General features: G+C 73.9%; 23 protein-coding genes and 1 tRNA gene. 15 read left to right on the forward strand and 9 right to left on the reverse strand.

Annotated elements, in window-relative coordinates; all coding sequences use genetic code 11:
• The 3 genes from ABD254_RS14825 to ABD254_RS14835 all read left to right on the forward strand — a co-directional run.
• Window positions 1–397: hypothetical protein (locus ABD254_RS14825; protein ID WP_344249189.1), on the forward strand; the 397-nt coding region annotated here is incomplete at its 5' end.
• A 3-nt stretch (window positions 398–400) separates the two neighbouring features.
• Entirely contained in the window at window positions 401–1,342 is a 942-nt protein-coding gene (locus ABD254_RS14830) for a type 1 glutamine amidotransferase (protein WP_344249190.1), read from the forward strand.
• Window positions 1,342–2,193, forward strand: a complete 852-nt coding sequence (locus ABD254_RS14835; protein WP_344249191.1) for a serine hydrolase — start codon at window positions 1,342–1,344, stop codon at window positions 2,191–2,193. Before ABD254_RS14830 ends, ABD254_RS14835 begins: the two co-directional genes overlap by 1 nt.
• Here the strand turns inward: ABD254_RS14835 and ABD254_RS14840 are convergent.
• From ABD254_RS14840 to ABD254_RS14850, 3 genes are read right to left on the reverse strand one after another with little or no spacing between them, the layout of a single operon-like run.
• Window positions 2,123–3,382: an MFS transporter gene (locus ABD254_RS14840; RefSeq protein WP_344249192.1), complete on the reverse strand. Its 1,260-nt coding sequence runs from the start codon at window positions 3,380–3,382 to the stop codon at window positions 2,123–2,125. The two genes, ABD254_RS14835 and ABD254_RS14840, sit on opposite strands and share 71 nt — an antisense overlap.
• A complete protein-coding gene (locus ABD254_RS14845) occupies window positions 3,379–3,888 on the reverse strand; it encodes a MarR family winged helix-turn-helix transcriptional regulator (protein ID WP_344249193.1) in 510 nt (169 codons plus the stop codon). The genes ABD254_RS14840 and ABD254_RS14845 overlap by 4 nt, the downstream gene beginning before the upstream one ends.
• A 28-nt stretch (window positions 3,889–3,916) precedes the next feature.
• Entirely contained in the window at window positions 3,917–5,455 is a 1,539-nt protein-coding gene (locus tag ABD254_RS14850) for an MFS transporter (protein WP_344249194.1), read from the reverse strand.
• A 140-nt stretch (window positions 5,456–5,595) separates the two neighbouring features.
• Here ABD254_RS14850 and ABD254_RS14855 point away from each other — a divergent pair, with 140 nt between their 5' ends.
• Window positions 5,596–6,060, forward strand: a complete 465-nt coding sequence (locus ABD254_RS14855) for a MarR family winged helix-turn-helix transcriptional regulator (RefSeq protein WP_344249195.1) — start codon at window positions 5,596–5,598, stop codon at window positions 6,058–6,060.
• 22 nt (window positions 6,061–6,082) lie between these two features.
• Here ABD254_RS14855 and ABD254_RS14860 read toward each other — a convergent pair whose 3' ends face one another.
• Window positions 6,083–6,958 carry an alpha/beta fold hydrolase gene (locus ABD254_RS14860; RefSeq protein WP_344249196.1) on the reverse strand — a complete coding sequence of 292 codons (876 nt, stop codon included), beginning with the start codon at window positions 6,956–6,958 and terminating at the stop codon, window positions 6,083–6,085.
• A gap of 99 nt (window positions 6,959–7,057) precedes the next feature.
• Here ABD254_RS14860 and ABD254_RS14865 point away from each other — a divergent pair, with 99 nt between their 5' ends.
• On the forward strand, window positions 7,058–7,672 hold the full coding sequence (locus ABD254_RS14865) for a TetR/AcrR family transcriptional regulator (RefSeq protein WP_344249197.1): 615 nt from the start codon (window positions 7,058–7,060) through the stop codon (window positions 7,670–7,672).
• 4 nt (window positions 7,673–7,676) lie between these two features.
• Here ABD254_RS14865 and ABD254_RS14870 read toward each other — a convergent pair whose 3' ends face one another.
• On the reverse strand, window positions 7,677–9,965 hold the full coding sequence (locus ABD254_RS14870; RefSeq protein WP_344249198.1) for an FdhF/YdeP family oxidoreductase: 2,289 nt from the start codon (window positions 9,963–9,965) through the stop codon (window positions 7,677–7,679).
• Window positions 9,962–10,849, reverse strand: coding sequence for a formate dehydrogenase accessory sulfurtransferase FdhD (gene fdhD, locus ABD254_RS14875; RefSeq protein ID WP_344249200.1), 888 nt, complete (start codon window positions 10,847–10,849; stop codon window positions 9,962–9,964). Before fdhD ends, ABD254_RS14870 begins: the two co-directional genes overlap by 4 nt.
• 170 nt (window positions 10,850–11,019) lie before the next feature.
• Between fdhD and fdhA the strand changes: the two genes are divergently transcribed.
• Window positions 11,020–12,243, forward strand: coding sequence for a formaldehyde dehydrogenase, glutathione-independent (fdhA, locus tag ABD254_RS14880; protein WP_344249202.1), 1,224 nt, complete (start codon window positions 11,020–11,022; stop codon window positions 12,241–12,243).
• A gap of 77 nt (window positions 12,244–12,320) precedes the next feature.
• Here the strand turns inward: fdhA and ABD254_RS14885 are convergent, their stop codons facing one another.
• Window positions 12,321–12,920 (reverse strand): TetR/AcrR family transcriptional regulator, encoded by a 600-nt coding sequence (locus tag ABD254_RS14885; RefSeq protein ID WP_344249320.1) that lies wholly within the window; start codon window positions 12,918–12,920, stop codon window positions 12,321–12,323.
• A 77-nt stretch (window positions 12,921–12,997) separates the two neighbouring features.
• Between ABD254_RS14885 and ABD254_RS14890 the strand changes: the two genes are divergently transcribed.
• From ABD254_RS14890 to ABD254_RS14905, 4 genes are all read left to right on the forward strand, one after another.
• The gene (locus ABD254_RS14890; protein ID WP_344249203.1) at window positions 12,998–13,663 is read left to right on the forward strand and encodes a pentapeptide repeat-containing protein; all 666 of its coding nucleotides are present in this window, start codon (window positions 12,998–13,000) and stop codon (window positions 13,661–13,663) included.
• Window positions 13,664–13,927: 264 nt separating this feature from the next.
• Window positions 13,928–13,999: transfer RNA gene (locus ABD254_RS14895), tRNA-Gln, on the forward strand.
• Window positions 14,000–14,262: 263 nt separating this feature from the next.
• Complete coding sequence (gene glmU, locus ABD254_RS14900) at window positions 14,263–15,885, forward strand: bifunctional UDP-N-acetylglucosamine diphosphorylase/glucosamine-1-phosphate N-acetyltransferase GlmU (RefSeq protein ID WP_425553813.1); 1,623 nt, start codon at window positions 14,263–14,265, stop codon at window positions 15,883–15,885.
• Entirely contained in the window at window positions 15,882–16,865 is a 984-nt protein-coding gene (locus ABD254_RS14905) for a ribose-phosphate diphosphokinase (RefSeq protein WP_344249205.1), read from the forward strand. Before glmU ends, ABD254_RS14905 begins: the two co-directional genes overlap by 4 nt.
• An 82-nt stretch (window positions 16,866–16,947) precedes the next feature.
• Here the strand turns inward: ABD254_RS14905 and ABD254_RS14910 are convergent, their stop codons facing one another.
• Both ABD254_RS14910 and ABD254_RS14915 read right to left on the reverse strand, forming a co-directional pair.
• On the reverse strand, window positions 16,948–17,328 hold the full coding sequence (locus tag ABD254_RS14910) for a PIN-like domain-containing protein (RefSeq protein WP_344249206.1): 381 nt from the start codon (window positions 17,326–17,328) through the stop codon (window positions 16,948–16,950).
• 3 nt (window positions 17,329–17,331) lie between these two features.
• Entirely contained in the window at window positions 17,332–18,018 is a 687-nt protein-coding gene (locus ABD254_RS14915) for a DUF433 domain-containing protein (protein WP_344249207.1), read from the reverse strand.
• An 83-nt stretch (window positions 18,019–18,101) separates the two neighbouring features.
• Between ABD254_RS14915 and ABD254_RS14920 the strand changes: the two genes are divergently transcribed.
• The 5 genes from ABD254_RS14920 (at window position 18,102) to ABD254_RS14940 (ending at window position 22,676) form a co-directional block, all read left to right on the forward strand.
• Window positions 18,102–19,268, forward strand: a complete 1,167-nt coding sequence (locus tag ABD254_RS14920; protein ID WP_344249208.1) for a glycosyltransferase — start codon at window positions 18,102–18,104, stop codon at window positions 19,266–19,268.
• A 312-nt stretch (window positions 19,269–19,580) separates the two neighbouring features.
• Window positions 19,581–20,204, forward strand: a complete 624-nt coding sequence (locus ABD254_RS14925; RefSeq protein ID WP_344249209.1) for a 50S ribosomal protein L25/general stress protein Ctc — start codon at window positions 19,581–19,583, stop codon at window positions 20,202–20,204.
• A gap of 91 nt (window positions 20,205–20,295) precedes the next feature.
• On the forward strand, window positions 20,296–20,898 hold the full coding sequence (gene pth, locus ABD254_RS14930) for an aminoacyl-tRNA hydrolase (protein WP_344249210.1): 603 nt from the start codon (window positions 20,296–20,298) through the stop codon (window positions 20,896–20,898).
• Between the two features lie 79 nt (window positions 20,899–20,977).
• Window positions 20,978–21,406 carry a DUF4190 domain-containing protein gene (locus tag ABD254_RS14935; RefSeq protein ID WP_344249211.1) on the forward strand — a complete coding sequence of 143 codons (429 nt, stop codon included), beginning with the start codon at window positions 20,978–20,980 and terminating at the stop codon, window positions 21,404–21,406.
• Window positions 21,407–21,488: 82 nt separating this feature from the next.
• Window positions 21,489–22,676, forward strand: a complete 1,188-nt coding sequence (locus tag ABD254_RS14940; protein ID WP_344249212.1) for a glycosyltransferase family 4 protein — start codon at window positions 21,489–21,491, stop codon at window positions 22,674–22,676.
• The last annotated feature ends 30 nt before the right edge of the window (window positions 22,677–22,706 follow it).

Here is a 22,706-nt window from a genome sequence, read left to right on the forward strand (position 1 = left end):
CGAGCAGGCGGGCGCCGTCGACGCCGGCGCGGGGCTGCGCGTGCCGGCGCGCTGTCGCACCGAGGACCCGGTGCTGGTCCCGCTCGGCGTCCGGCCCGGCGAGAGCGGCAGGGTCGGTGGGTCGGAAGAGACGGCGGCGCGGCTCCCGCACACCGCGGCCTGCCACTTCGCGAGAGATGCGCACACCGCACCTGCGGCGGCGCGGACGCCCGAGCCGCGCGGGCACGCCGAACCGCACTTGCCGGCCACAGCGCCCGGGCCGACGGGGCCCGCCGACCGCCGTCCCGACCCCGCCACCGTCCCCGACCACCGCGCTGCCGACCACCGCGCTGCCGACCACCGCGCTGCCGACCATCACGTCTCCGACGACCGCGTCTCCGACGCCCGAGGGAGCTGACCTGTGACCCGTCCGACCGTCGTCCTCGTGCAGAACTCGCCGACGAGCGGGCCGGGCCGGCTGCCCGGTTGGCTGACCGAGGCCGGGATCGACGCCCGCGTGGTGCAGGGCGCGGAGCTGGCCGCCCGCGTCCCCGGCCTGGGCGCGGCCTTTTCCGGCGACCCGGCGACCGGCACCGCCTCCGGCGAACGGCCGACCCCCGTCGACGGGCTCGTTCTGCTCGGCGGCGGCCTGCTGCCGGACGAGGACGAGCGCGCGCCGTGGCTGCCGCACGAGCGCCGCCTCGCCGGCGCCGCGCTCGCCGCCGGCGTCCCGGTGCTGGGCATCTGCCTGGGCGGGCAGCTCCTCGCGCACGTCACGGGCGGGCAGGTGACCGCGCGGTCGGGCGAGACGGAGAAGGGGCTGTGCACCGTTCGGCTGCTTCCGGCGGCCGGCGACGACCCGCTGCTCGGCCCCCTCGCCGCCCTGCTCGCCGATCCATCCGCCGGCCAGCCCGCCGGCCAGCCCGCCGATCCTTCCGCCGGCCAGCCCGCAGGCCAGCCCGCAGGCCCGTCTGGCATCGACGGGCTGCGCATGGTCGAGAGCCACGTCGACTCGATCACGGGGCTTCCGCCGCAGGCGGTCCACCTCGCGACGAACGACGCCTGCCGCGTGCAGGCGTTCCGCGTGGGCGACGCGGCGTGGGGTCTGCAGTTCCACCCGGAGGCCGATCCCGCGCGGATCGGCACCTGGGACGCGGAGGAGCTGGCGAAACTCGGCTTCGACCGCGACGCGCTGCACGCGGCCGCGCTGGAGGGGGCGGCGGAGAACGAGGCACAGGCTCGCGCCCTGGCCGACGCCTTCGCCGCCGTCGTCCATCGTCGTTGTGAGCATGATTTTGGCCCCCATTCGCGTCGCGAACCGGGCCAAAATCATGCTCACAACGACGCGGGGGTGGGGCGCTGATGCCGGCCACCGGGACGCACTCGGACGGTGTGCCGGTCGTCGCGTACCAGGTGCGACGGGCGGGCGGCACGATCCTGGCCTGCCGTGACGCCGCCGAGCCGTTCTACGCCGCCTCGACGGTCAAGCTCGCCGTGCTGGTGGCGGCGGCCCGTGCCTTGGAGGCCGGGACGGTGTCCCTCGAGACGAAGGTGGTCAGCACCGACACCTTCGCCTCGCAGGTGCCGGGCGCGCCGGACTACCGCATCGAGCCCGACGACCTCGACCCCGGGATGCCCCCGCCCGGCACCCCGATGCCGCTGGCCGAGGTGCTGGAGCGGATGGTCGTCGTCTCGTCCAACGAGGCCACGAACATGGTCATCGACCTGGTCGGGCTGGACGCCACGAACGCGGTCCTCGCCGACGCCGGCGCGACGTCGAGCGTCGTCGGGCGCAAGTACAGCGACCTGGAGGCGGAGGCTCGCGGGGCCTCGCACCGCACCACGGCCGCCGACCTGGCGGCGCTCATGTCCGCCGTCGTCGCCGGCCGGCTGGCCGGCCCCCAAGCCACCGCCTGGACCCTCGGGCTCCTCGGCCGGCAGACGGACCGCCAGCTCACCGACTCCGTGCCCGCCGGCGTCCCGCACGGCTCCAAGTCGGGGTGGGTGGACGGCATCCGGCACGACGTCGCGTTCGTCGGGGAGCCGGGCCCCGACGCGCTCGTCGTCGCCGTGTGCACGCGCGGCTACGCGGAGGCCGACGCCGAGGAGACGCTGCGGGCGCTCGGCGCGCTCGCGCTCGACCTCACGGGCGCGCGGGCCCGACGGGCGGGGCCGCCGGCCGCCGCGACGCCACCCACATCACCACGGCCATGACGGTCAGCACGCCGGTGACCAGCACCAGCGGCACCGTCCATCCACCGGTGGCCGCCTGCACGGCACCCATCCAGGTCGGCGCGAGGGCGGCGCACGCGTAGCCCGCCGTCTGGATCGCGGCGGAGCTGCGCCGGGCGACCGCCAGCACCGGGCTGCGCTGTGCGACGAGGGTGAAGATCACGGTGAAGTTGCCGCCCTGCGCCGCCCCCGCGAGCCCGACCCACAGAAGCCACAGGCCAGGGGCGACGAGCAGCCCGACGGGGAGTGACAGCCACATCGCCGCCATGACCATGGCCGTGGTCCGGGCCGAGAGGCCCCGGGCGAACGCCAGCGGCACGAGGAACGACCCGGCCACCGCGCAGAGCTGGAACGGCGCCGCCGCGCCGCCGGCCGCGGCGTCGGTCATGCCGAGCCGGTCCTGCAGGATCTCCGGCAGCCACGCCGTCATCGCGTAGTAGCCGGTGGCCTGTCCGGCGAACGCCACGGAGAGCAGGACGGCGAGCCGGCGGGCCGCGTGGCGCGCGGGCGGGTCCAGCGCGGCGAGCTCCTGGCGGGTCGACGGCGGCCGGACGGCCGTGGCTCCCGCCTCGCGCGCCGCCAGGGTGCGGCCGGCGGGGATCCAGGCGGCGAGCGCCCCCGCCGCCAGCACGCCCCAGCCGGCCAGGGCCCACTGCCAGCCGAAGGACACCGCGAGGGGGACGGTGAGCATCGTGGTGAACGTGGACCCCAGGTTCATCGTCGCGCTGTAGGCGCCGGTCACGGCGGCAGCGCGGCGCCGGAAGTCCCGCGTGATGACGACGGGGATCGCGACGTTGCCGATCGTGATCGCGATGCCGATCAGAGCCGTCCCCACCAGCGCCGCGGGCACGCTGCCACCGGACCGCACCACCGTCCCGGCGAGGATGCCGCCGAGCGCCGCCGTCACGGACGCCTCCGGTCCGAGCCGCGCGACCAGCACCGACGCGAGCGGCGTGCAGAGGGCGAAGCACAGCACGGGCACGGAGGTGAGCAGCCCGACGCCGGCCGCGGAGAGGCCGAGCCCCGCCGCGAGCTCGTCCACCACGGGCGGCACCGCCGTGATGGGCGCGCGCAGGTTGAGCGCGACCAGCAGCAGCGCCGCCAGCAGCCAGCCGGTGCGTGCGGCGTCGCCGGGGCCCGGCGGGCGGCCGGGCGTCGGGCTGCCCGTCACTCGTCGAACTGGGCGACGACGGTGCGCAGCAGTGCGGCGAGCTGCGGACGCACCGCGGGGGGCAGCGCGTCCAGCACCCGCGCCTCCACGTCGAGCAGGTCGCTCATCGCCGCGTCGACCCGCTGCCGCCCGGCGGCGGTGAGCTGCACGAGCACGCCCCGCCGGTCGTCAGGGGAGCGGTGCCGCTCCACGAGCCCGCGCGTCTCCAGGCGGTCGATGCGGTTGGTCATGGTGCCGCTGGTGACGAGCGTCTGCGCGACGAGCACCCCGGGCGAGAGCCGGTAAGGCTCGCCGGCGCGGCGCAGCGCGGACAGGACGTCGAACTCCCACGTCTCCAGGTCGTGCCGCGCGAACGCGCCGCGCCGGGCGCGGTCGAGGTGCCGGGCGAGCCGGCTGACCCGCGAGAAGACGGTCAACGGCTCGACGTCGAGGTCGGGGCGCTCGCGGCGCCATGCCGCGACGATCCGATCGACCTCGTCACCCCCGGTCGCTGCCAAGACGTCCATGGCGTGAGGGTACTCCGGTCTCTCGACGTCAAGACTCTTGACGCGGCCTCCGCAGCGTGACGAACGCGATCACGGCGACGACGACGACCACCGCGGCCGCGACGGCGAACGCCGCGTGCACGCCGGAGACGTAGGCGTCCGTGGCGAGCGCCGCGGACGCCGGGTCCAGGTGGTCCGGCACCGTGCCCTGGGCGAGCCCCTCGCGCTCGGTTTCGCTCAGCCCCAGGGTCCCGGTGCCCGCGTGCACGTTCGTCGCGACGAGGGCGGACATGACGGCGGTGCCGAGCGCGCCACCGATCTGGATGCACGTGGACTGGAAGCCGCCGGCGACGCCCGCCAGACGCAGCGGGGCGGAGCCCACGATGGCCTCGGCGCCCGCGGTGATGGTCATGCCGGTGCCCATCGCGAGCACGACGAAGCCGACCGCGAGCACCCCGTACGCCGAGGTGGCGGAGGCGTCCAGCAGGATCAGCAGCGCCACGGCGGTGAGGCCGAGGCTGAGCACCCCGGTGGCGCGGGTGCCGATCTTGGCGACGAGCAGGGCGCCGATCGGGGCCGAGACGATCGAGACGGCGGACATCGGCAGCATCATGAGGCCGGCGTCGAGGCCCGAGGCGCCGCGCAGGTTGATGAAGAACATCGGCAGGACGAACGTCGCGCCCATGAGCACGAAGAAGTTCACGGCGATCATCAGGCCGCCGGTGCCGACCGTGGTGCCACGGAAGAGGGACATGGGCAGCAGCGCGTCGCCGGTGCGGGCCTCGGTGCGTGCCTGCAGGGCGACGAACCCGACGAGGACGAGGATCCCGGCGGTGAGCAGGCCGAGCGTGCGGGCGTCGCCCCAGCCCCACGTCTCCGACTGCACGATGGCGAACACGGTGGCCACGAGGCCGACCGCCAGGACCAGCACGCCGAGCACGTCGAACCGGCCGGACGCGGGGAAGCTCGTCCGGGGAAGCAGGCACAGGCCGTACACGAGCCCGACGGCCGCGACCGGCACGTTGACGAAGAACACGGACTGCCAGCCGAACGACGCCTCGAGGGCACCCGCCAGGGTGGGGCCGACGGCGATCGCGATGGACGAGACGCCGCCCCAGATGCCGACGGCCATGCCGAACCGCTCGCGCGGGAAGGTGGCACGCAGCATGGCGAGCGTCTGCGGCATGAGGAGGCCGGCGGCGATCCCCTGCACGACGCGGAAGCCGATGAGCCCGGCGGCGGTGCTCGACAGGCCGATCGCGACCGAGGCGAGCGTGAACAGGACGAGGCCGGCCAGGTACAGGGTGCGGTGGCCGTACCGGTCGCCGAGCTTGCCGGCGAGGATCAGGGTCACCGCCAGGCCGAGCAGGTAGCTGTGGGTGACCCACTGGAGCTGCGCGAAGGTCGTGCCGACGTCGGCGGCGATCGCAGGGTTGACGATCGAGACGACGGTGGCGTCGAGCCCGACGAGGAACAGGCCGAAGGCCACGCCGACGAGCGTGAGCCAGGGCCGCCCGCGCAGCGGCGGGCGGGCGGTGCCGGCGTCGGGGGCGGCGGACGGTGGGCGGGCAGGCGTGGTGGTGCTCATGGAGCTCCTCGGGGGCTGTCGAGCGGGGCAGGGGGCGCGCGGCGCCGCGTCCTCCCCGGACGGCGGGACGCCCGGGCGGTGGCCCGGGCGCAGATAATGATTATGAAACTATAACCAACACACCGACCTAGACTCGGCCCATGCCCGACGAGACGATCGTCACCCCGCGCGGGGGTTCGACGAGCGGACTGCCCCACCTCGCCGACGTCCTCGTCGAGCTGGCGCGCCACCTCGACCCCCGCTCGGCCGAGCTGCGCGGGATCGTCCCGCTCACGGGCACCGAGGTCGCGGTGATCCGCGCGGTCCACCACTCGCCGCGGGCGTCGCCGTCGCGCATCGCGGCGGCCACGGGCCTCGCGCGCAGCAACGTCAGCACGGCGTTGCGCGCCCTCGAGGCCGGTGGGCTCGTGGTGCGCGAGCACCCGGCCGGCGATGGCCGGGCGGTCGAGATCGTGGCGACCGCGCTCGCGGTCGAGCACGTCGCACGGATCCACGAGTTCTGGACCCGCAGGCTCGAGGGGGCACCCGACGACGTCCGGGCCGCCGCGCTCGACGCCCTGCCCGCGCTGGACGCGCTCGCGACCGCCCTGGCTCGCCGCGCCTGACGACCGCACGCGCGTTGCGCGCTCAGGCGTGGTCGTGGGCGTCGAGGAACTCCGTCACGAGCAGCAGCACCCGGTCGGGCAGCTGCCAGAGCAGGCCGTGCCCGCCGCCCGGCACGATCTCGACCCGCGCGCCGGGCACGTGGTCGGCCACGCGGCGCCCCGCCGCCACGGGGTCGCCGAGCGCCGTCTCGGCGCCGAAGAGCGCCAGCGTCGGGGCGGCGATCGCCGCGAGCTCGGCGTCGGTCAACGGGCTCGGCCAGGGAGTCCGCCGCCGGTACCTCGTCGCGGCGCGCGCGACGCCGCGGTCCTCCGGGCTGAGCTCGACGCCGGGGGTGAGCCAGGCGTCGAGCTTCGCGAAGCTCTTCTCGGTGGGCCACATCGCGGCCCGGACCATCCGGCTCACCACGGCGCGCGACGGCTTCACCAGGGCGCTGATGCCCTCGCCCAGGGTCAGGCTGGCCAGGCGGTGGGGCGCACGGCTCGCCAGGTGTCCGGCGAACCAGGCGCCCTCGGAGTAGCCGAGCACGTGCGCCCGGCCGAGGCCGAGCCCGGCGAGGAGCTGCTCGCCCCAGGCGCCGTAGTCCGCGCCGCTCGTCAGGGGCGCGGTCTGCACGCTGCGGCCCGCGGTCCCGACGACGTCGGGCGCGTAGACGACGCGGTCCGCCGCCAGCGGGGCGACCGTCCCGTGCCAGCTCAGGCTGCTCCCGTTCAGGCCGTGCAGCAGCACGAGCGGCGTGCGGTCGCCGGCGCCGGACCGTCGCACGTGGGTGCGGCCGAACTGCGTCTCGACCTCCAGCTCGGTGGCGGGCAGCGGCCAGAGCCGCTCGAGGTCGCGGTACGCGCGCTCGTAGTCCGCGCGGGCGGCGTCGGAGCGGAAGCTGCCGATGGAGGTGGTCATGTGCTTCCCTCTCGAGTCGTTGATGATACGACCGTACCACCAAGATGGTACGGTCGTATCATCAAGCGTCAGCACACGGCGATCCCTGAAGGGGGACGGATGCCACGGTTGGTCGACCACGACGTGCGCCGGCGGCAGATCACGGACGCGAGCCGCCGCGTCGTCGCTCGCGACGGGCTCGAGGCGGCGACGTTCCAGGCGGTCGCCGCCGAGGCCGGCGTCTCCGTGCGGCTCGTGCAGTACTACTTCGGCAACAAGCAGGGCCTGCTGGAGGCCACCCACCGGGCGGTGATCGAGGACGCCGCGGCCCGCTTCGGCCCGGCCGGGCAGGCAGAGCCGGCGGCGCCTCGCGAGGTGCTGCGGGGGATCCTCCTGGCCCTGCTGCCGCTGGACGACGCGCAGCGGGCGGACGCCGTCGTCCTCGCGGCCTTCCACGCCGCGGCCGTCACCCGCTCCGGCATCGGGCCGGACGCCCTGCTCGGCGCCCCCCGCGTCCTCGTCGACGTGGTGGCCCACCAGTTCGCGCGGGCCGACGGTGCGACCGACGGGAGCGCCGCGGGCAGCGGCCGCCGCCTGGACGCCGAGATCGTGCTCGCGGCCGCGTCGGGGCTGACGCAGGGGATGGTCGGAGGCCACCACTCGCGCGAGACGGCGCTCGCCGTCGCCGACCGGCTGCTGGACCGGGTGCTCGGCCCGATCGGCGCGTCGTCGTGAGCGGTCAGGCCGGTACGAGGCGCACCACGACGGCCTTGGACACGGGCGTCCCGGACGTCTCAGCGGTCGCGCCGAGCGGCACGAGGACGTTGGCCTCGGGGAAGTAGGCCGCCGCGCAGCCGCGCGCCGTCGGGTAGGCGACGACCCGCTGGCCGCGCAGCACCCGGTCGACGCCGTCGTGGTACTCGCCGTGCACGTCGACGGTCGCGCCGTCGGTGAGGCCGAGCTCCGTGACGTCGTCGGGGTGGACGAGGACGACGGCGCGCCCGCCCTTGATCCCGCGGTAGCGGTCGTCGCGGCGGTAGATCGTCGTGTTGAACTGGTCGTGCGAGCGGATGGTCTGCAGCAGCAGCCGGCCCGGCGGGCACTCGACGGGGGCGAGCTCGTTGACCGTGAGGTGCGCGAGCCCGTCGGGCGTGGGGAACGTGCGCGAGTCGCGCGGCCCGTGCGGCAGCAGGAACCCGCTCTCGCGCCGGATCTTCGCGTTGTAGTCCTCGCACCCGGGCACGACGCGCGCGATGTGCTCGCGGATCACGTCGTAGTCGCGCTCCATCGCCGCCCAGTCGACCTGCCCGGGCTGGTCCGACGACGTCCCGGCCCGTGCGCCGAGGACCGCACGCGCCATCCGCGTGACGATCGCGACCTCGGAGAGCAGCCCGGCCCCCACCGGCTCGACCTTGCCGCGCGACGCGTGCACCGCGCAGACGGTGTCCTCGACCGAGACGAACTGCTCCCCGGAGGCCTGCCGGTCGATCTCGGTCCGCCCGAGCGTGGGCAGGATGAGCGCCTCGCGCCCGACGACGGCGTGCGAGCGGTTGAGCTTGGTCGAGATCTGCACCGTGAGGTCGGCGCGACCCAGCGCGTCCTCGGCGACGGCGGTGTCGGAGATCGCCGACGCGAGGTTGCCGCCGAGCGCGACGAGCGCCTTGATGCGCCCGGCCGCCAGGCCCTCGACCGCGCCGACGGAGTCGACGCCGTGGGCGCGCGGCACCGGGAAGCCGAACTCCGCCTCCAGGGCGGCGAGGAACGGTTCCGGCATCCGCTCCCAGATGCCCATGGTGCGGTCGCCCTGCACGTTGGAGTGGCCGCGGATCGGCGACGCCCCCGCTCCCGGGCGGCCGATGTTCCCGCGCAGCAGCAGCAGGTTGACGATCTCCTTGATCGTGGGCACGGCCTTGGTGTGCTGGGTCAGGCCCATCGCCCACGTGACGATGACGCGCTGGGCGCGGACGTAGCGGTCCGCGAGCTCGTCGATCTCGGCGCTCGTCAGCCCCGTCGCGGCGAGCACGGCCTCCTCGTCGAGGTCCGCCAGGTGCGCGGTCAGCTCCTCGAGGCCCGACGTGTGCTCGGCGAGGAACGCGTGGTCGAGCACGGTCCCGGGCGCCGCCGCCTCGGCGTCGAGCACCCGCTTGGACACGGCCTGCAGCAGCGCCATGTCGCCGCCGAGCCGGATCTGCAGGTACTGGTCGGCGAGCTGCGTGCCGCGGCCCGCCAGCCCGCGCAGCGTCTGCGGGTTCTTGTAGCGCATGAGCCCGGCCTCGGGCAGCGGGTTCACGGCGACGATGCTCGCGCCGTTCCGCTTGGCCTCCTCGAGCGCGGTCAGCATGCGCGGGTGGTTGCTGCCCGGGTTCTGGCCCATGATCACGACGAGGTCCGCCTGGCCGAAGTCCTTGTAGGTGATCGTGGCCTTGCCCACGCCGATCGTCTCGCCGAGCGCGGCACCCGTGGACTCGTGGCACATGTTCGAGCAGTCGGGCAGGTTGTTCGTGCCGAAGGCGCGCACGAACAGCTGGTAGACGAACGCAGCCTCGTTGGACGCCCGCCCGCTCGTGTAGAAGGCCGCCTGGTCGGGGTCCTCGAGCCCGCCCAGCCGGTCGCCGAGGATCGCGAACGCCTCGTCCCAGCCGATCGGCACGTACCGGTCGGAGCCGGCGGCCTTGTGCACGGGCTCGACGAGCCGGCCCTGCTGCCCCAGCCAGTGCTCGGAGCGCGTGCGCAGGTCGGAGACCGGGTGCTCCGCCCAGAACGACGCGTCCACGACCAGCGGCGTCGCCTCCCAGTTGACGGCCTTCGCGCCGTTCTCGCAGAACTCCGCGGGCTTGCGCCGGTCCGGGTCCGGCCACGCGCAGCTCATGCAGTCGAAGCCGTCCTGGTGGTTCATCGACAGCAGCAGCTTCGCCGACCGGGCGGGCCCCATCCCGCGCAGGGCCGGCCCGAGCGCGTGCACGATGCCGGGCACCCCCGCCGCCCACTCCTTCGGAGGTCGCGTCTCCTTCGGCCGGTCCGGAGTCATGCGGCGTCCCCTCTGCCGTCCTGCGCGTGCTCGACGGCGCGCTCGACGACCCGGTGCCCTCCGGAGTAGACGACGAGCGACGGGTCGCGGACGAACCCGACCAGCGTCAGCCCGGCCTCGTCGGCCAGCTCGGCGGCCAGCGACGACGGCGCGGAGACGGCCGCGAGGACCGGCACCCCCGCCATGACGGCCTTCTGGGTGAGCTCGAAGCTCGCCCTCCCGGACACCACGAGCACCGTCCCGCGCAGCGGCAGCATCCCGGCCGCGGCGGCCCAGCCGACCACCTTGTCGACGGCGTTGTGGCGCCCCACGTCCTCGCGGACCACGAGGCACGCGCCGGTGGCGGCGTCGAACAGTCCCGCGGCGTGCAGCCCGCCGGTGCGGGCGAACACGTCCTGCGCCGCGCGCAGCCGGTCGGGCAGCGCCGCGAGCAGCGCGGCGTCCACCCGAACCGGGTCGTTCGCCACCGCGAACGCGCTGCGCGTGCGCACCGCGTCGATCGACGCCTTGCCGCACAGCCCGCACGCGCTCGACGTGAAGAACTCCCGCGCGAGCGCCGGGTCGGGCGGTCGCACGCCGGGGGCGAGGGCGACGTCGAGCACGTTGTAGGCGTTCTCGTGGCTGCCCGGACCGCCCGGGAGCGGCGACGCCGCGCAGTACCGGGCCCCGGCGACGTGGGCGCCGTCGGTGACCACGCCCTCGGAGACGAGGAAGCCGGTCGCGAGCTCGACGTCGTTCCCGGGGGTGCGCATCGTGACGGCGTACGAGCGCCCGCCCACGCGGATCTCCAGCGGCTCCTCGCCCGCGAGGAGGTCCTCGACCTGCGACGTGCGCTCGCCGATCGTGAGGCGCCTGACGCGGCGTCGGACGGTGACCCGGGTCATACCGCAGGCCTAGCAGACCCCCGGGCCGCGCACAACGGCAGCCCCGGGCGCGCGCCTTTCGACGTCGGTCGGCCCCGTCCTGCCGGCAGGGCGGGACGTGGCTACGGTCGACGTACCGGCTCGGACCGGGGCCGCATGTGTACGACCGGACGTGTTCGAGGAGGAGCACCATGGCAGACAAGAACCGCGCCGTCGCCTACAAGGGGACGGGGCAGGTCGAGGTCATCGACATCGACTACCCGACGTTCGAGCTCAAGGACGGGCCGGGGGTGAACCCGGCCAACGTCGGCCGCGCGGTGTCGCACGGCGTGATCGTCAAGACCGTCGCGACGAACATCTGCGGCTCGGACCAGCACATGGTCCGCGGGCGCACGACCGCGCCGAAGGATCTGGTGCTCGGCCACGAGATCACGGGCGAGGTCGTGGAGACCGGTCGCGACGTCGAGTTCGTCAAGGTCGGCGACATCGTCTCGGTGCCGTTCAACATCGCGTGCGGGCGGTGCCGGAACTGCAAGGAGCGCAAGACCGGCATCTGCCTCAACGTGAACCCGGACCGCCCGGGCAGCGCCTACGGGTACGTCGACATGGGCGGCTGGGTCGGGGGCCAGGCGAACTACGTGCTGGTGCCGTACGCCGACTGGAACGTGCTGCGGTTCCCGGACCGGGACCAGGCGCTCGAGAAGATGATGGACCTGACGATGCTGTCGGACATCTTCCCGACCGGCTTCCACGGCGCCGTGACGGCCGGTGTCGGGGTCGGGTCGACGGTGTACGTCGCGGGCGCCGGCCCCGTCGGGCTCGCCGCCGCGACCGGGGCGCTGCTGCTCGGGGCGGCGGTCGTGATCGTCGGGGACCTGAACGCTGACCGGCTCGCCAAGGCCCGTACGTTCGGCTGCGAGACCGTCGACCTCACGAAGGGCGACCCGGGCGAGCAGATCGAGCAGATCCTCGGCGTCCCCGAGGTCGACGCCGGCATCGACGCCGTCGGCTTCGAGGCGAGGGGCCACGGCTCGGACTCGGGCCACGAGGCGCCGGCGACGGTCCTCAACTCGCTGATGGACGTCACGGCCGCGGGCGGCGCGATGGGCATCCCGGGGCTCTACGTCACCGGCGACCCCGGTGGCGTCGACGAGGCGGCGAAGAAGGGCGCGCTGTCGCTCAGCCTCGGTACGGGCTGGGCCAAGTCGCTGTCGTTCACCACGGGCCAGTGCCCGGTGATGAAGTACCACCGCGGCCTGATGCAGGCGATCCTGCACGACCGCGTGCAGATCGCGAAGAACGTGGGCGCGAAGGCGATCACCCTCGACGAGGCCCCGCAGGGCTACGCCGAGTTCGACGCGGGCGCCGCGACAAAGTACGTCATCAACGCCAACGGCTACCTCGACGGCCGCTGACGGACCCTTCTTCGGTCGAGCCTGTCGAGACCCGGGTCTCGACGGGCTCGACCGACGCGGAGGGTGCGAGCGGGCGGTCAGCGGGGCTTCGTGAGCCTCGGGCGCTTCTCCATGCCGGCCAGCCCGTTCCACGCGAGGTTCACCAGGTGCGCGGCGACCTCCGCCTTGTCGGGGCTGCGGGCGTCGAGCCAGTACTGGCCGGTCAGGGCCACCATCCCGACGAGCATCTGCGCGTAGAGCGGGGCCGTGCGGGGGTCGAGCCCGTTGACCTTGAGCTGGTCGGCGAGGATGTGCTCCACCTGGGTCGCGACGTCGCCGATGAGCGACGAGAACGTCCCGGTGGCCTGGGCGACCGGGGAGTCGCGCACGAGGATGCGGAAGCCGTCCTCGGACGCCTCGATGTACCCGAGCAGGGCCAGCGCGGTGCGCTCGACCAGCACCTTGGGGTGGCCGCCCTCCTCCAGCGCGCCGGTCAGGGCGGAGGTGAGGGCCTGCACCTCGCGGTCGACCACGACGGCGTAGACGCCCTCCTTGCCGCCGAAGTGCTCGTACACGACCGGCTTGGACACCTCCGCCCGCGCGGCGATCTCCTCGACGCTCGTCCCCTCGAACCCCTTCTCGGCGAACAGGCCCCTGCTGACCTCGAGCAGCTGCTCGCGCCGCTGGCTCGCCGTCATCCGGGCACGCGGCTGGCGCTTGGACGGGCGCGGGTCGGCAGGCATGGGTTCATTGTGCCCGCTCTACGCTGGCGACCATGCCGAGCAGGAAGAACGACCCCGCGCCGCCCGTCGTCGACCCGGTCGTCCTGGCCGACCTCGCGCCCGGCGACCGGTACGACCTCACCCGCGACGTCGACCTGGAGGGCTTCGCGTTCACGGGCCTGGACCTCGACGAGGTCGACCTGCGGGACGCGAGCGTCTACTCCTCGCGGTTCGACGGCCTGCGGGCGCCGCAGGTCGACCTGCGGGCCGCGACCCTGGCCGAGGTGGCGCTGGAACGGCTCGACGTCCCGGTGCTGAAGGGCGTGCGCGGCCGCTGGCGGGACGTCGAGGTCACGGGCGGGCGGCTCGGGTCGGCCGAGCTGTACGAGTCGGCGTGGCAGTCGGTGCGCTTCGTCGGCTGCAAGCTGAGCTTCGTCAACCTGCGCGGCGCCGACCTGCAGGACGTCGCCTTCACGGACTGCACGATCGACGAGCTCGACCTGGTGCAGGCCACGGTGCGGCGGATGGCGTTCACGGGCACCCGCGTGCGACGACTCGACGTCCAGGCCTCGACGCTGCTGGACGTCGACCTGCGCGGCGCCCGGATCGACGAGCTCGGCGGCATCGGGTCGCTCCGCGGGGCCACGATCGACCAGGAGCAGCTCGGCCACCTCGCACCCGCCCTGGCGCAGGAGCTGGGGATCGTCGTCACCGACTGAGGCGGAGGTGCAGCGGAGGGTGGGGGCCGAGGGACGAGGCACGCGCCCGCAGCGGAACCGCAGACTCGGTCGACAGACAACCCGACTGAGGCGCACGCACGTTGCAGTCGGGCCGGGGGAGTGGGCGGGGTGTGGCGCGCGCCACGGCCGCGGGCTGTCCGCTTCGTCCGGAGAGCGCGAGGGCGGTGCCCGTGACCTGGCAGACTGAGGACGGACGCCCGGGGTGGTCGCGCCACGACGCGCGGACGCCGGCCCGGCGCCCGTTCCGCCTTGGTGTAATCGGCAGCACAAGGGTTTTTGGTGCCCTTGGTCCAGGTTCGAGTCCTGGGGGCGGAGCACGTGCACACCCGAGAAGAGACGGAGCACTCGTGGTCTCGACAGGCTCGACCGCAGGAACGCCCGACGCCCCCGGCACTCCCCTTCGACAGGCTCAGGACGGCGCCCTTCGACAGGCTCAGGACGGCGCCCTTCGACAGGCTCAGGACGGCGCCCTTCGACAGGCTCAGGACGGCGCCCCTCGACAGGCCCAGGACGGCGCGGACGGAGCGCCCCCGCGGCCCGCCGCGGTCGTCGTCCTCGCCGCAGGGCAGGGCACGCGCATGAAGTCGTCCGTGCCGAAGGTGCTGCACGCCCTCGGCGGGCGCACGATGCTGGGGCACGCGATGACGGCTGCCCGTGAGCTCGACCCGTGGCACGTCGCCGTCGTCGTGCGGCACGAGCGCGACCAGGTGGCCGCGGCCGCCGCGCAGCTCGACCCGGCGGCCCTCGTCGTCGACCAGGACGAGGTCCCCGGCACCGGCCGGGCCGTGCAGTGCGCGCTCGACGCGCTGGACGCGCGCGCCCACGCCGGCCGCGCCGCGCAGCTCGTGCACGACGACGCGGTGGACGACGAGCTGCACGCCGACCACGCCGACGGCGGCGACCACCCGCTCGGCGACGGCCTCGACGGCTCCGTGGTGGTGCTCGCCGGCGACATCCCGCTGCTCGACGGCGCCACCCTCGGCGAGCTGCTGGCCGCGCACCACGCGGACGGCAACGCGGTCACCGTCCTCACCACCGAGGTCGCCGACGCGACCGGGTACGGGCGCATCGTCCGCGAGGAGGGCACCGGCGACGTGCTCGCCATCGTCGAGCACAAGGACGCCACTCCCGCGCAGCGCGAGCTCCGCGAGATCAACAGCTCCGTCTACGTCTTCGACGCCGCGACGCTGCGCCGCGGGCTCGGCGGCCTCGGCACGGACAACGCGCAGGGCGAGGTCTACCTCACCGACGTCGTGGCCTCGGCCCGGGCCGAGGGCGGGTCGGTGCGCGCGCTGCTCAGCGACGACCCGATGCTGGTCGAGGGCGTCAACGACCGCGTCGCGCTCGCGACGCTCGGCGCCGAGCTCAACCGCCGCGTGCTGGCCGAATGGATGCGCGCGGGCGTCACCGTCGTCGACCCGGCCACCACCTGGGTGGACGTCGACGTCGAGCTCGCCCCCGACGTCACGCTCCTGCCCGGCACGCAGCTGCACGGCGCGACCAAGGTCTCCTCGGGCGCCACGATCGGCCCCGACACCACGCTCACCGACGTCGAGGTCGGCGAGGGCGCGACCGTCGTGCGCACGCACGGCTCGCTGTCCGTGATCGGGGCGGACGCCACGGTGGGCCCGTTCGCCTACCTGCGCCCCAACACGGTGCTGGGCACCCACGGCAAGATCGGCACGTTCGTCGAGACGAAGAACTCCGAGATCGGCGCGGGCTCCAAGGTGCCCCACCTGTCGTACGTCGGCGACACGACGATCGGCGAGCACACGAACATCGGCGCCGCGTCCGTCACCGTCAACTACGACGGCGTGGCCAAGCACCGCACGGTCATCGGCTCGTTCGCCCGCACCGGCGCCGACAACATGTTCGTCGCGCCGGTCACCGTGGGCGACGGCGCGTACACGGCGGCCGGCTCGGTCATCGTCAAGGACGTGCCCGCCGGCTCGCTCGGCGTCGCCCGTGCGCAGCAGCGCAACGTCGAGGGCTGGGTCGAGCGCCGCTGGCCCGGGACACCGGCCGCCGAGGCCGCCGCCCGGGCCCAGACCGACACCACGAACGGCCAGCAGTCTGGCCCGGGGCTCGGCGCGCAGGCGCAGCGCCAGCTCGCCGAGCACAATGCCCTCACCGGGGCCGTCCCGGTGGTCGACCCCGCACGCACCCCCGCCACCGATGACGAAGGAAGCACGCAGCGATGAACAACTTCATCCCCGGAACCGGTGAGCGCACCCTCGTCCTCGCCTCGGGCCGAGCGCACCCGGAGCTCGCGGAGGCGGTCGCCAAGGAGCTCGGCATCGAGCTGCTCCCCGTCTCGGCCTACGACTTCGCGAACAGCGAGACGTACGTGCGGTTCAGCGAGTCGGTGCGCGGGTCCGACATCTTCCTGCTGCAGAGCCACACCGCGCCGGTGAACCAGTGGCTCATGGAGCAGCTGCTCATGGTGGACGCCGCCAAGCGGGGCTCGGCGCGCTCGGTCACCGCCGTGGCGCCGTTCTTCGCCTACGCGCGCCAGGACAAGAAGAGCCGCGGTCGCGAGCCGATCTCGGCCCGCCTCGTCGCGGACATGCTCAAGACCGCCGGCGCCGACCGGGTCCTCAGCGTGGACCTGCACACGCCGCAGATCCAGGGCTTCTTCGACGGCCCGGTCGACCACCTGTGGGCCATGCCGGTCCTGGTCGACTACGTGCGCACCCGCGTGGACCTGTCCAACGTCGCCGTCGTCTCGCCGGACGCCGGCCGCATCCGCGTCGCGGAGCAGTGGGCCGCGAAGCTGGGCGGCTGCCCGCTCGCGTTCGTGCACAAGACGCGCGACGTCACCCGGCCGAACCAGGCGGTCGCCAACCGCGTGGTGGGCGACGTCGAGGGCCGCGACTGCGTGCTCGTCGACGACCTCATCGACACCGGCGGCACCATCGCCGAGGCCGTCAAGGTCATCAAGGAGGCCGGCGGTCGGTCGGTCGTCGTGGCCGCCACGCACGGCGTGCTCTCGGACCCCGCCCCGCAGCGCCTCGCCGAGTGCGGCGCCTCGGAGGTGGTCGTCACCGACACGCTGCCGATCTCGTCCGACAAGCGGTTCGACAGCCTTACCGTGCTGTCCATCGCGCCGCTGGTCGCCCGCGCCATCCGCGAGGTGTTCGACGACGGTTCCGTGACCAGCCTGTTCGACGGCAACGCCTGAGCGTCGATGCGTGAGCGCGCCACCCGCGTGACGAGGGCGGCGCGCTCACGGATAGTTCAGCGCGATTCGCCGTACCTGGTGCTCATAGATCCGAGGACGAACGGCGGATTGGTACGTGCCGCCCAACGAAGATCGCCGCTTGGTGCCGTACGAGCCACTCGAGAGCAGTGGGTGCCGGGATGCGCTGGTTGGTGATCGTGAACACGCGGGCATCGCACATGTGGACGATCCGCGCCTCCACGGGATTGCGCGCGATCCGGACGTCCTTGGTAAGGAGAAACTCGCCTCGCTGGGTGGCCTCCCGGATCCAGTCGACGTCCGAGACGCTCTGACTGACGTCCACGCCGTATCGGTCGTCCATGGTGGTCACGTCCCAACCTGCTGACCGGAGCCCATCAGGGATGATGACCGAGCCCAGATTGCGGTCGACGAAGAACCGCGGGGACACGTCCCGGCCGCGCATGCTTCAGGCGGCGAGCGCGAGCACGTCGGCGAGCTCGAGCCGGAAATCGTCCGCGACTTGATCGGCCGGTTCTCCCGCGTCGAGCCGAGCTCGGACATCCGCGACACGGATCCCCCGCCGCGCGAGCGTCGGTTGACCGAAGTTGCGCTCAGGGTCGACTACGACCTCGGGGACGAACTGGGGAAGCCGAATCAAGGACACTCGACCGTAGACATACGTGATCGTCCGCAAGTACTTCTCGATCACGTCACGGAAGACCATCTGGCCGCTGCGGACGACGACGAGGCTGTCGCGCAGCTCGGCGTCGTCGGTCTCCTCGCCGAACTCCCAGAGAACTTCGGCGCCGTCGGTCTTGAGCTGCTCGCTCGCCAGGGCCGCGTGCATTCCGAACTCGCTTTCAAGCTTCGAGAGCGCCGGCCTGATGCGCTGCATCGGGACACCCGCACCCCGGAAGGCGTTCAACACGTAAGCCTCGCTGAGACCGACGAACGGGACCACGGGACCCCGTCCGACGCCCGTGGTGGTGATCAGAGCGTCGATGTCGTGCTGTGTGCCGTCGATGCCCTTGTAGCGGTACCCGCGCGCCCATGTGTGGAACGTGTTCGCGGGCATGTCGACGATCCTTGCCGCCTCCTGCATCGAGTAGAGAGGAGTGGCAAGCGGGTCGTGGTCTGCCGTCAGAATGGGCATGTCGCCAGGGTATCGGCGGGCTCCGACGGCGGGCGTACCCGGGCCCCGTGGGCCGTAGGCTGTCCGAGCGAAGGAGGCGCTCTGTGGACGTGACCGTGGTGGTCCCCACGTACAACGAGGGACCGAACGTCGCGGAGCTCGTGACCAGGCTCGCGGCGGCGCTCGACGGCGACGTCGTGCCCGGCGGCGCCGAGGTGCTCTTCGTCGACGACTCGACCGACGACACACCGGCGGTGATCGCCGACGTCGCCGCGCGCTCCGCGCTCCCGGTCCGGGTGATCCACCGTGCCCGGCCCGACGGCGGGCTGTCCGGGGCGGTGGTGGCCGGGCTGGAGGCCGCGGCGGGCGAGCGCGTCGTGGTGATGGACGGCGACCTGCAGCACCCGCCGGAGATGGTCCCGCTACTGCTGACCACCGCCCGCGAGACGGGCGCCGACGTCGTCGTCGCCTCCCGGTACACCGGCCGCGGGGACGCGGGCGGGCTGGACGGGCCGTGGCGCCGGTGGGTGTCGAAGGCATCCGGGCTGCTGGCCCGGTCGATGTTCCCCGTGAAGCTGCGCGACGTCTCCGACCCGATGACCGGGTTCTTCGTGCTGCGTCCCGGCGCCGTCGACGTCGCCGCGCTGCGCCCGCGGGGCTTCAAGATCCTGCTGGAGGTCCTCGCCCGGCAGCGCCTGCGGGTCGCCGAGGTGCCGTTCGTCTTCGGGGAGCGGTTCGCCGGGCGCTCCAAGGCGACCGTCGCCAACGGGCTGCGGTACGTGCAGCAGCTGACGCTGCTGCGGTTCGGGCGACTGTCGCCGTTCGCGCTCATCGGGGCGGTCGGGGCCGTGCTGAACCTGGCGATCCTCGCCGCGCTGCAGGGTGTGGGCGTGCACTACCTGCCCGCCGTGGTCGTCGCCAACGGGCTGACGATCGTCACGAACTTCCTGCTGCAGGAGCGGTTCGTTTTCGGCGACCTGCGCGACGGCGCGTACGGCTTCTGGGGCCGGTTCGTGCGGTCCTTCGCATTCAACGGCACCGAGGCGGTCGTGCGCACGCTGCTGCTGTGGTGGATCGTCGAGGCAGCCCTGTGGCACCCGGAGGTCGTGCAGGCCCTGCTCATCCTCGTGGCGTTCGTCGTGCGGTTCGTCTTCCAGGCGCAGGTGGTCTACCGGCCGCGGCGGTCCGGCCCCCGCGCCGCCCGCCGCGGCGGGGCGCCCGACGCGGCCGGCGTGACGGACCCGACGGACGATCGGACCCGGAGGGCCTGACCGCCCGGCCCGCGTGGGGCTATACTCGTCCGGTTGCCTCGGCGAGGGACGTCTGACGGGCGCCGGTCCACGCAAGCTTCTTGCAGCGACCAGGTCGCACCCTCAGAGCAGGATCCGTCGGATTTCCGTGATCGACTGGGCGGCCTCGGTGCACCGTGCTCTCGCGCGGTCCCCGCGGCGCGTCCTCGGTCGCGTCCGTCATGTGTCCCACGCCGACGCAGCCGCCGGTCCGCGGGGCGCCCCACACCTCGAGGACCAGCCGACGTCTCCCTCTGGCCGTCGGCACGCACAGACCTTCCAGGAGTGATCCACGTGTCCGAGATCAAGCTCGCCGCCGAGGCCCGCACGGAGTTCGGCAAGGGCGCCGCCCGCCGCATCCGCCGAGAGAACAAGATCCCCGCCGTCCTCTACGGTCACGGCACCGACCCGGTCCACATCACCCTCCCGGGCCACGCGACCATGCTCGCCATGCGCCAGTCGAACGCGCTGTTCTCGATCGAGGTCGAGGGCACCAACGAGCTCGCCGTCGCCAAGGACGTCCAGCGCGACGCCGTGCGCGGCACCATCGAGCACGTCGACCTGCTGCTGGTGAAGCGCGGCGAGAAGATCGCCGTCGACATCACCGTGAACGTCGTGGGCGAGTCCGCCCCCGGCACCATCCACTTCGTCGAGGCGCAGACCCTGTCGGTCGAGGCCGAGGCCACCCACCTGCCCGAGTCCGTCGACGTGTCGATCGAGGGCCTCGAGGCCGGCTCGCACGTCACCGCCGGCGAGGTGGAGCTCCCGCAGGGCGTCATCCTGCTGACCGACCCCGCCGCCGCGGTCGTCGCCGTCTCCGAGCCGCGTGCCGAGGTCGCCGCCGAGGACGAGGCCGAGGCCGAGGCCGAGGGCGCCACCGAGGAGTCGGCCGAGGCCGCCGAGTCCACCGAGGGCTGATCCGCCGCACCACGCAGAGGGCGCCCGGTACCGTCTGGTCCGGGCGCCCTTCGCACGCCCGGACGCCCGCACCGAGAGGAACGCACCCCAGATGACCGACACCCCGTGGCTCGTCGTCGGGCTCGGCAACCCCGGCCCGAAGTATGCGGGCAACCGGCACAACGTCGGGCAGATGGTGCTCGACCTGCTCGCCGAGCGGGCCGGCGCGCGCTACTCGAAGCACCCGCGGGCGCAGGCGGCCGTCGCCGAGGGGCGCCTCGGCGTCCTGCCCGGCGGGGCGCCCGGGCCGCGCGTCGTGCTGGCGAAGCCCACGACGTACATGAACACCTCCGGCGGCCCGGTGTCGGGGCTCGTGAAGTACTACGGCATCGCGCCCGAGCGGCTGCTCGTCGTGCACGACGAGGTCGACATCCCGTTCGACACGATCAAGCTCAAGGTCGACGGCGGCGAGGGCGGGCACAACGGGCTGCGCGACATCACCAAGGCGCTGGGCACGCGCGAGTACACGCGCGTGCGTGTCGGGGTCGGCCGCCCGCCGGGGCGCATGGACACCGCCGACTACGTGCTCAAGGACTTCTCGCCCACCGAGCGCAAAGACCTGCCCATCCTGGTGGACGACGCCGCCGACGCCGTCGAGATGGTGCTCGTCGAGGGCCTCCTCGCCGCGCAGGGAAGGTTCCACACGAAGGTGTGACGGGAGGGCTCGCGAGCGGCGTCGTCCCGGACGAGGATCGTGCGCGAGACCTGTGGACGACCCGGGCAGGAGGAACGTCATGAGCCACGACGGCGGGACGCCGCCGAACCCGTACGGGCCGCGGCCCGACGACCCGGGCGCGCACCCCCACCAGTCGCCACCTCCGCACCAGGGTCCGTCGCAGCATCCGCAGGCCGCGCCGTACGGGCACCCGGCGCCCTACCCGTACCCGCACCCGCCGTCGGGCGGCACGGACGGCTTCTCCGTCGCGGCGCTCGTGACGGGGATCCTCGGGATGGCGATCATTCCCGTCGTGCTCGGGATCATCGGCCTGGTCCGGGTCGGCCGGACGGGGGAGTCGGGCAGGGGGATGGCGATCGCCGGGATCGTGCTCGGCGCGATCTGGATCGTGCTGTGGCTGGTGATCATCCTCGTGGGCGTCGCGTTCCTGTCCGAGGTCGACTGGAACGAGTTCGACCCCAGCGTCTACGAGCGTCCGCGGGTGTAGCCGCCCCCTGTGACCGGGTGAATCCCTGTCGTCCGGCGGCCACGCGGGGTCGCGGGCGCCGCGCAGACGGCACAGTGGGTGCATGTCCGACACCTCGAGCACGCCCGACGGGCGTGACGTCGTCCTCGTCGCGCACCCCTCCGCCGAGTGCTACGGCAGCGACCTGCAGATGGTCGAGACCGTCCGCGCGTGCCTCGAACGCGGAGCGCAGGTCGTCGTGACGCTGCCCGGCGACGGCCCCCTCGTCCCCGTCCTGAGGGCCGCGGGCGCGCGCGTCCTGCTCATGGACGTGCCGGTCCTGCGCAGGTCCATGCTCAGCTCGCGGGGGCTTCTCGGGCTGGCGGTCGGCGCCGCGACCGCCCTGCGGGGGCAGCTGCGGATGATCCGCCGGACCGGTGCCGGCTGCGTCCTGGTGAACACGCTGACGATCCCGACATGGCTCGCGGCGGCACGTCTCGCGGGGGTGCGGGCCGTGTGTCACGTGCACGAGGCGGAGGACACCGGGCCGTGGGCGGTACGCGCCGCGCTCGCCGCCCCGCTGCTCGCCGCGCACGCGGTGGTGGCAAACTCCGCCGCCTCGCGCGCCGCCGTCGTGGGCGTGGTGCCCGCGCTCGCCGCACGCACGCGGGTGGTGCACAACGGCGTCGGGGAGCCCGGGCGCCCGACGGGGGCGCTGCGGGACCGCGTGCCCGGAGATCCGGCCACCGTCGTGCTCGTCGGCCGGCTGTCGCTGGTGAAGGGGACCGACGTCGCGCTCGAGGCCGTCGCCGCGCTGCGCGACGAAGGGAGGCCGGTGCGGCTGCTGCTCGCCGGCGCGGTCTTCGCCGGCTACGAGTGGTTCGAGCGGCGGCTGCGTGACCGGGCCGCGCGGGCGGACCTCGACGGGGCGGTGGACTTCCTCGGCTACGTCGACCCGTGGCCCTGCTACGAGGCCGCCGATGTCGTCATCGTGCCCTCGCGGATCGAGTCGTTCGGGAACGTGGCCGTCGAGGCGATGCTGGCCGGGCGTCCGGTCGTGGCGAGCCGCACCCAGGGGCTCGTCGAGGTGGTGCGCGACGGCGTCGACGGGACGCTCGTCGAACCGGAAGAACCCGCGGCCCTGGCCCGCGCGGTCGCCGCCGTGCTCGACGACCCCCGGTGGGCCCGTGCGAGGGCGGAGCGGGCGGCGGGCCAGGCGCGCGAGCGGTTCTCGGTCCCCGCCTATCACTCGGCGATCTGGGCGGCGGTCATGCCGGCACGTGCCGAGGACGACGTCGATTTCGCCCGCTGACGGGGGCCGCTGGACGAGCCGGAGCGGTTA

This window comes from Isoptericola hypogeus, assembly GCF_039531145.1.
Taxonomy (GTDB): Bacteria; Actinomycetota; Actinomycetes; order Actinomycetales; family Cellulomonadaceae; genus Isoptericola; species Isoptericola hypogeus.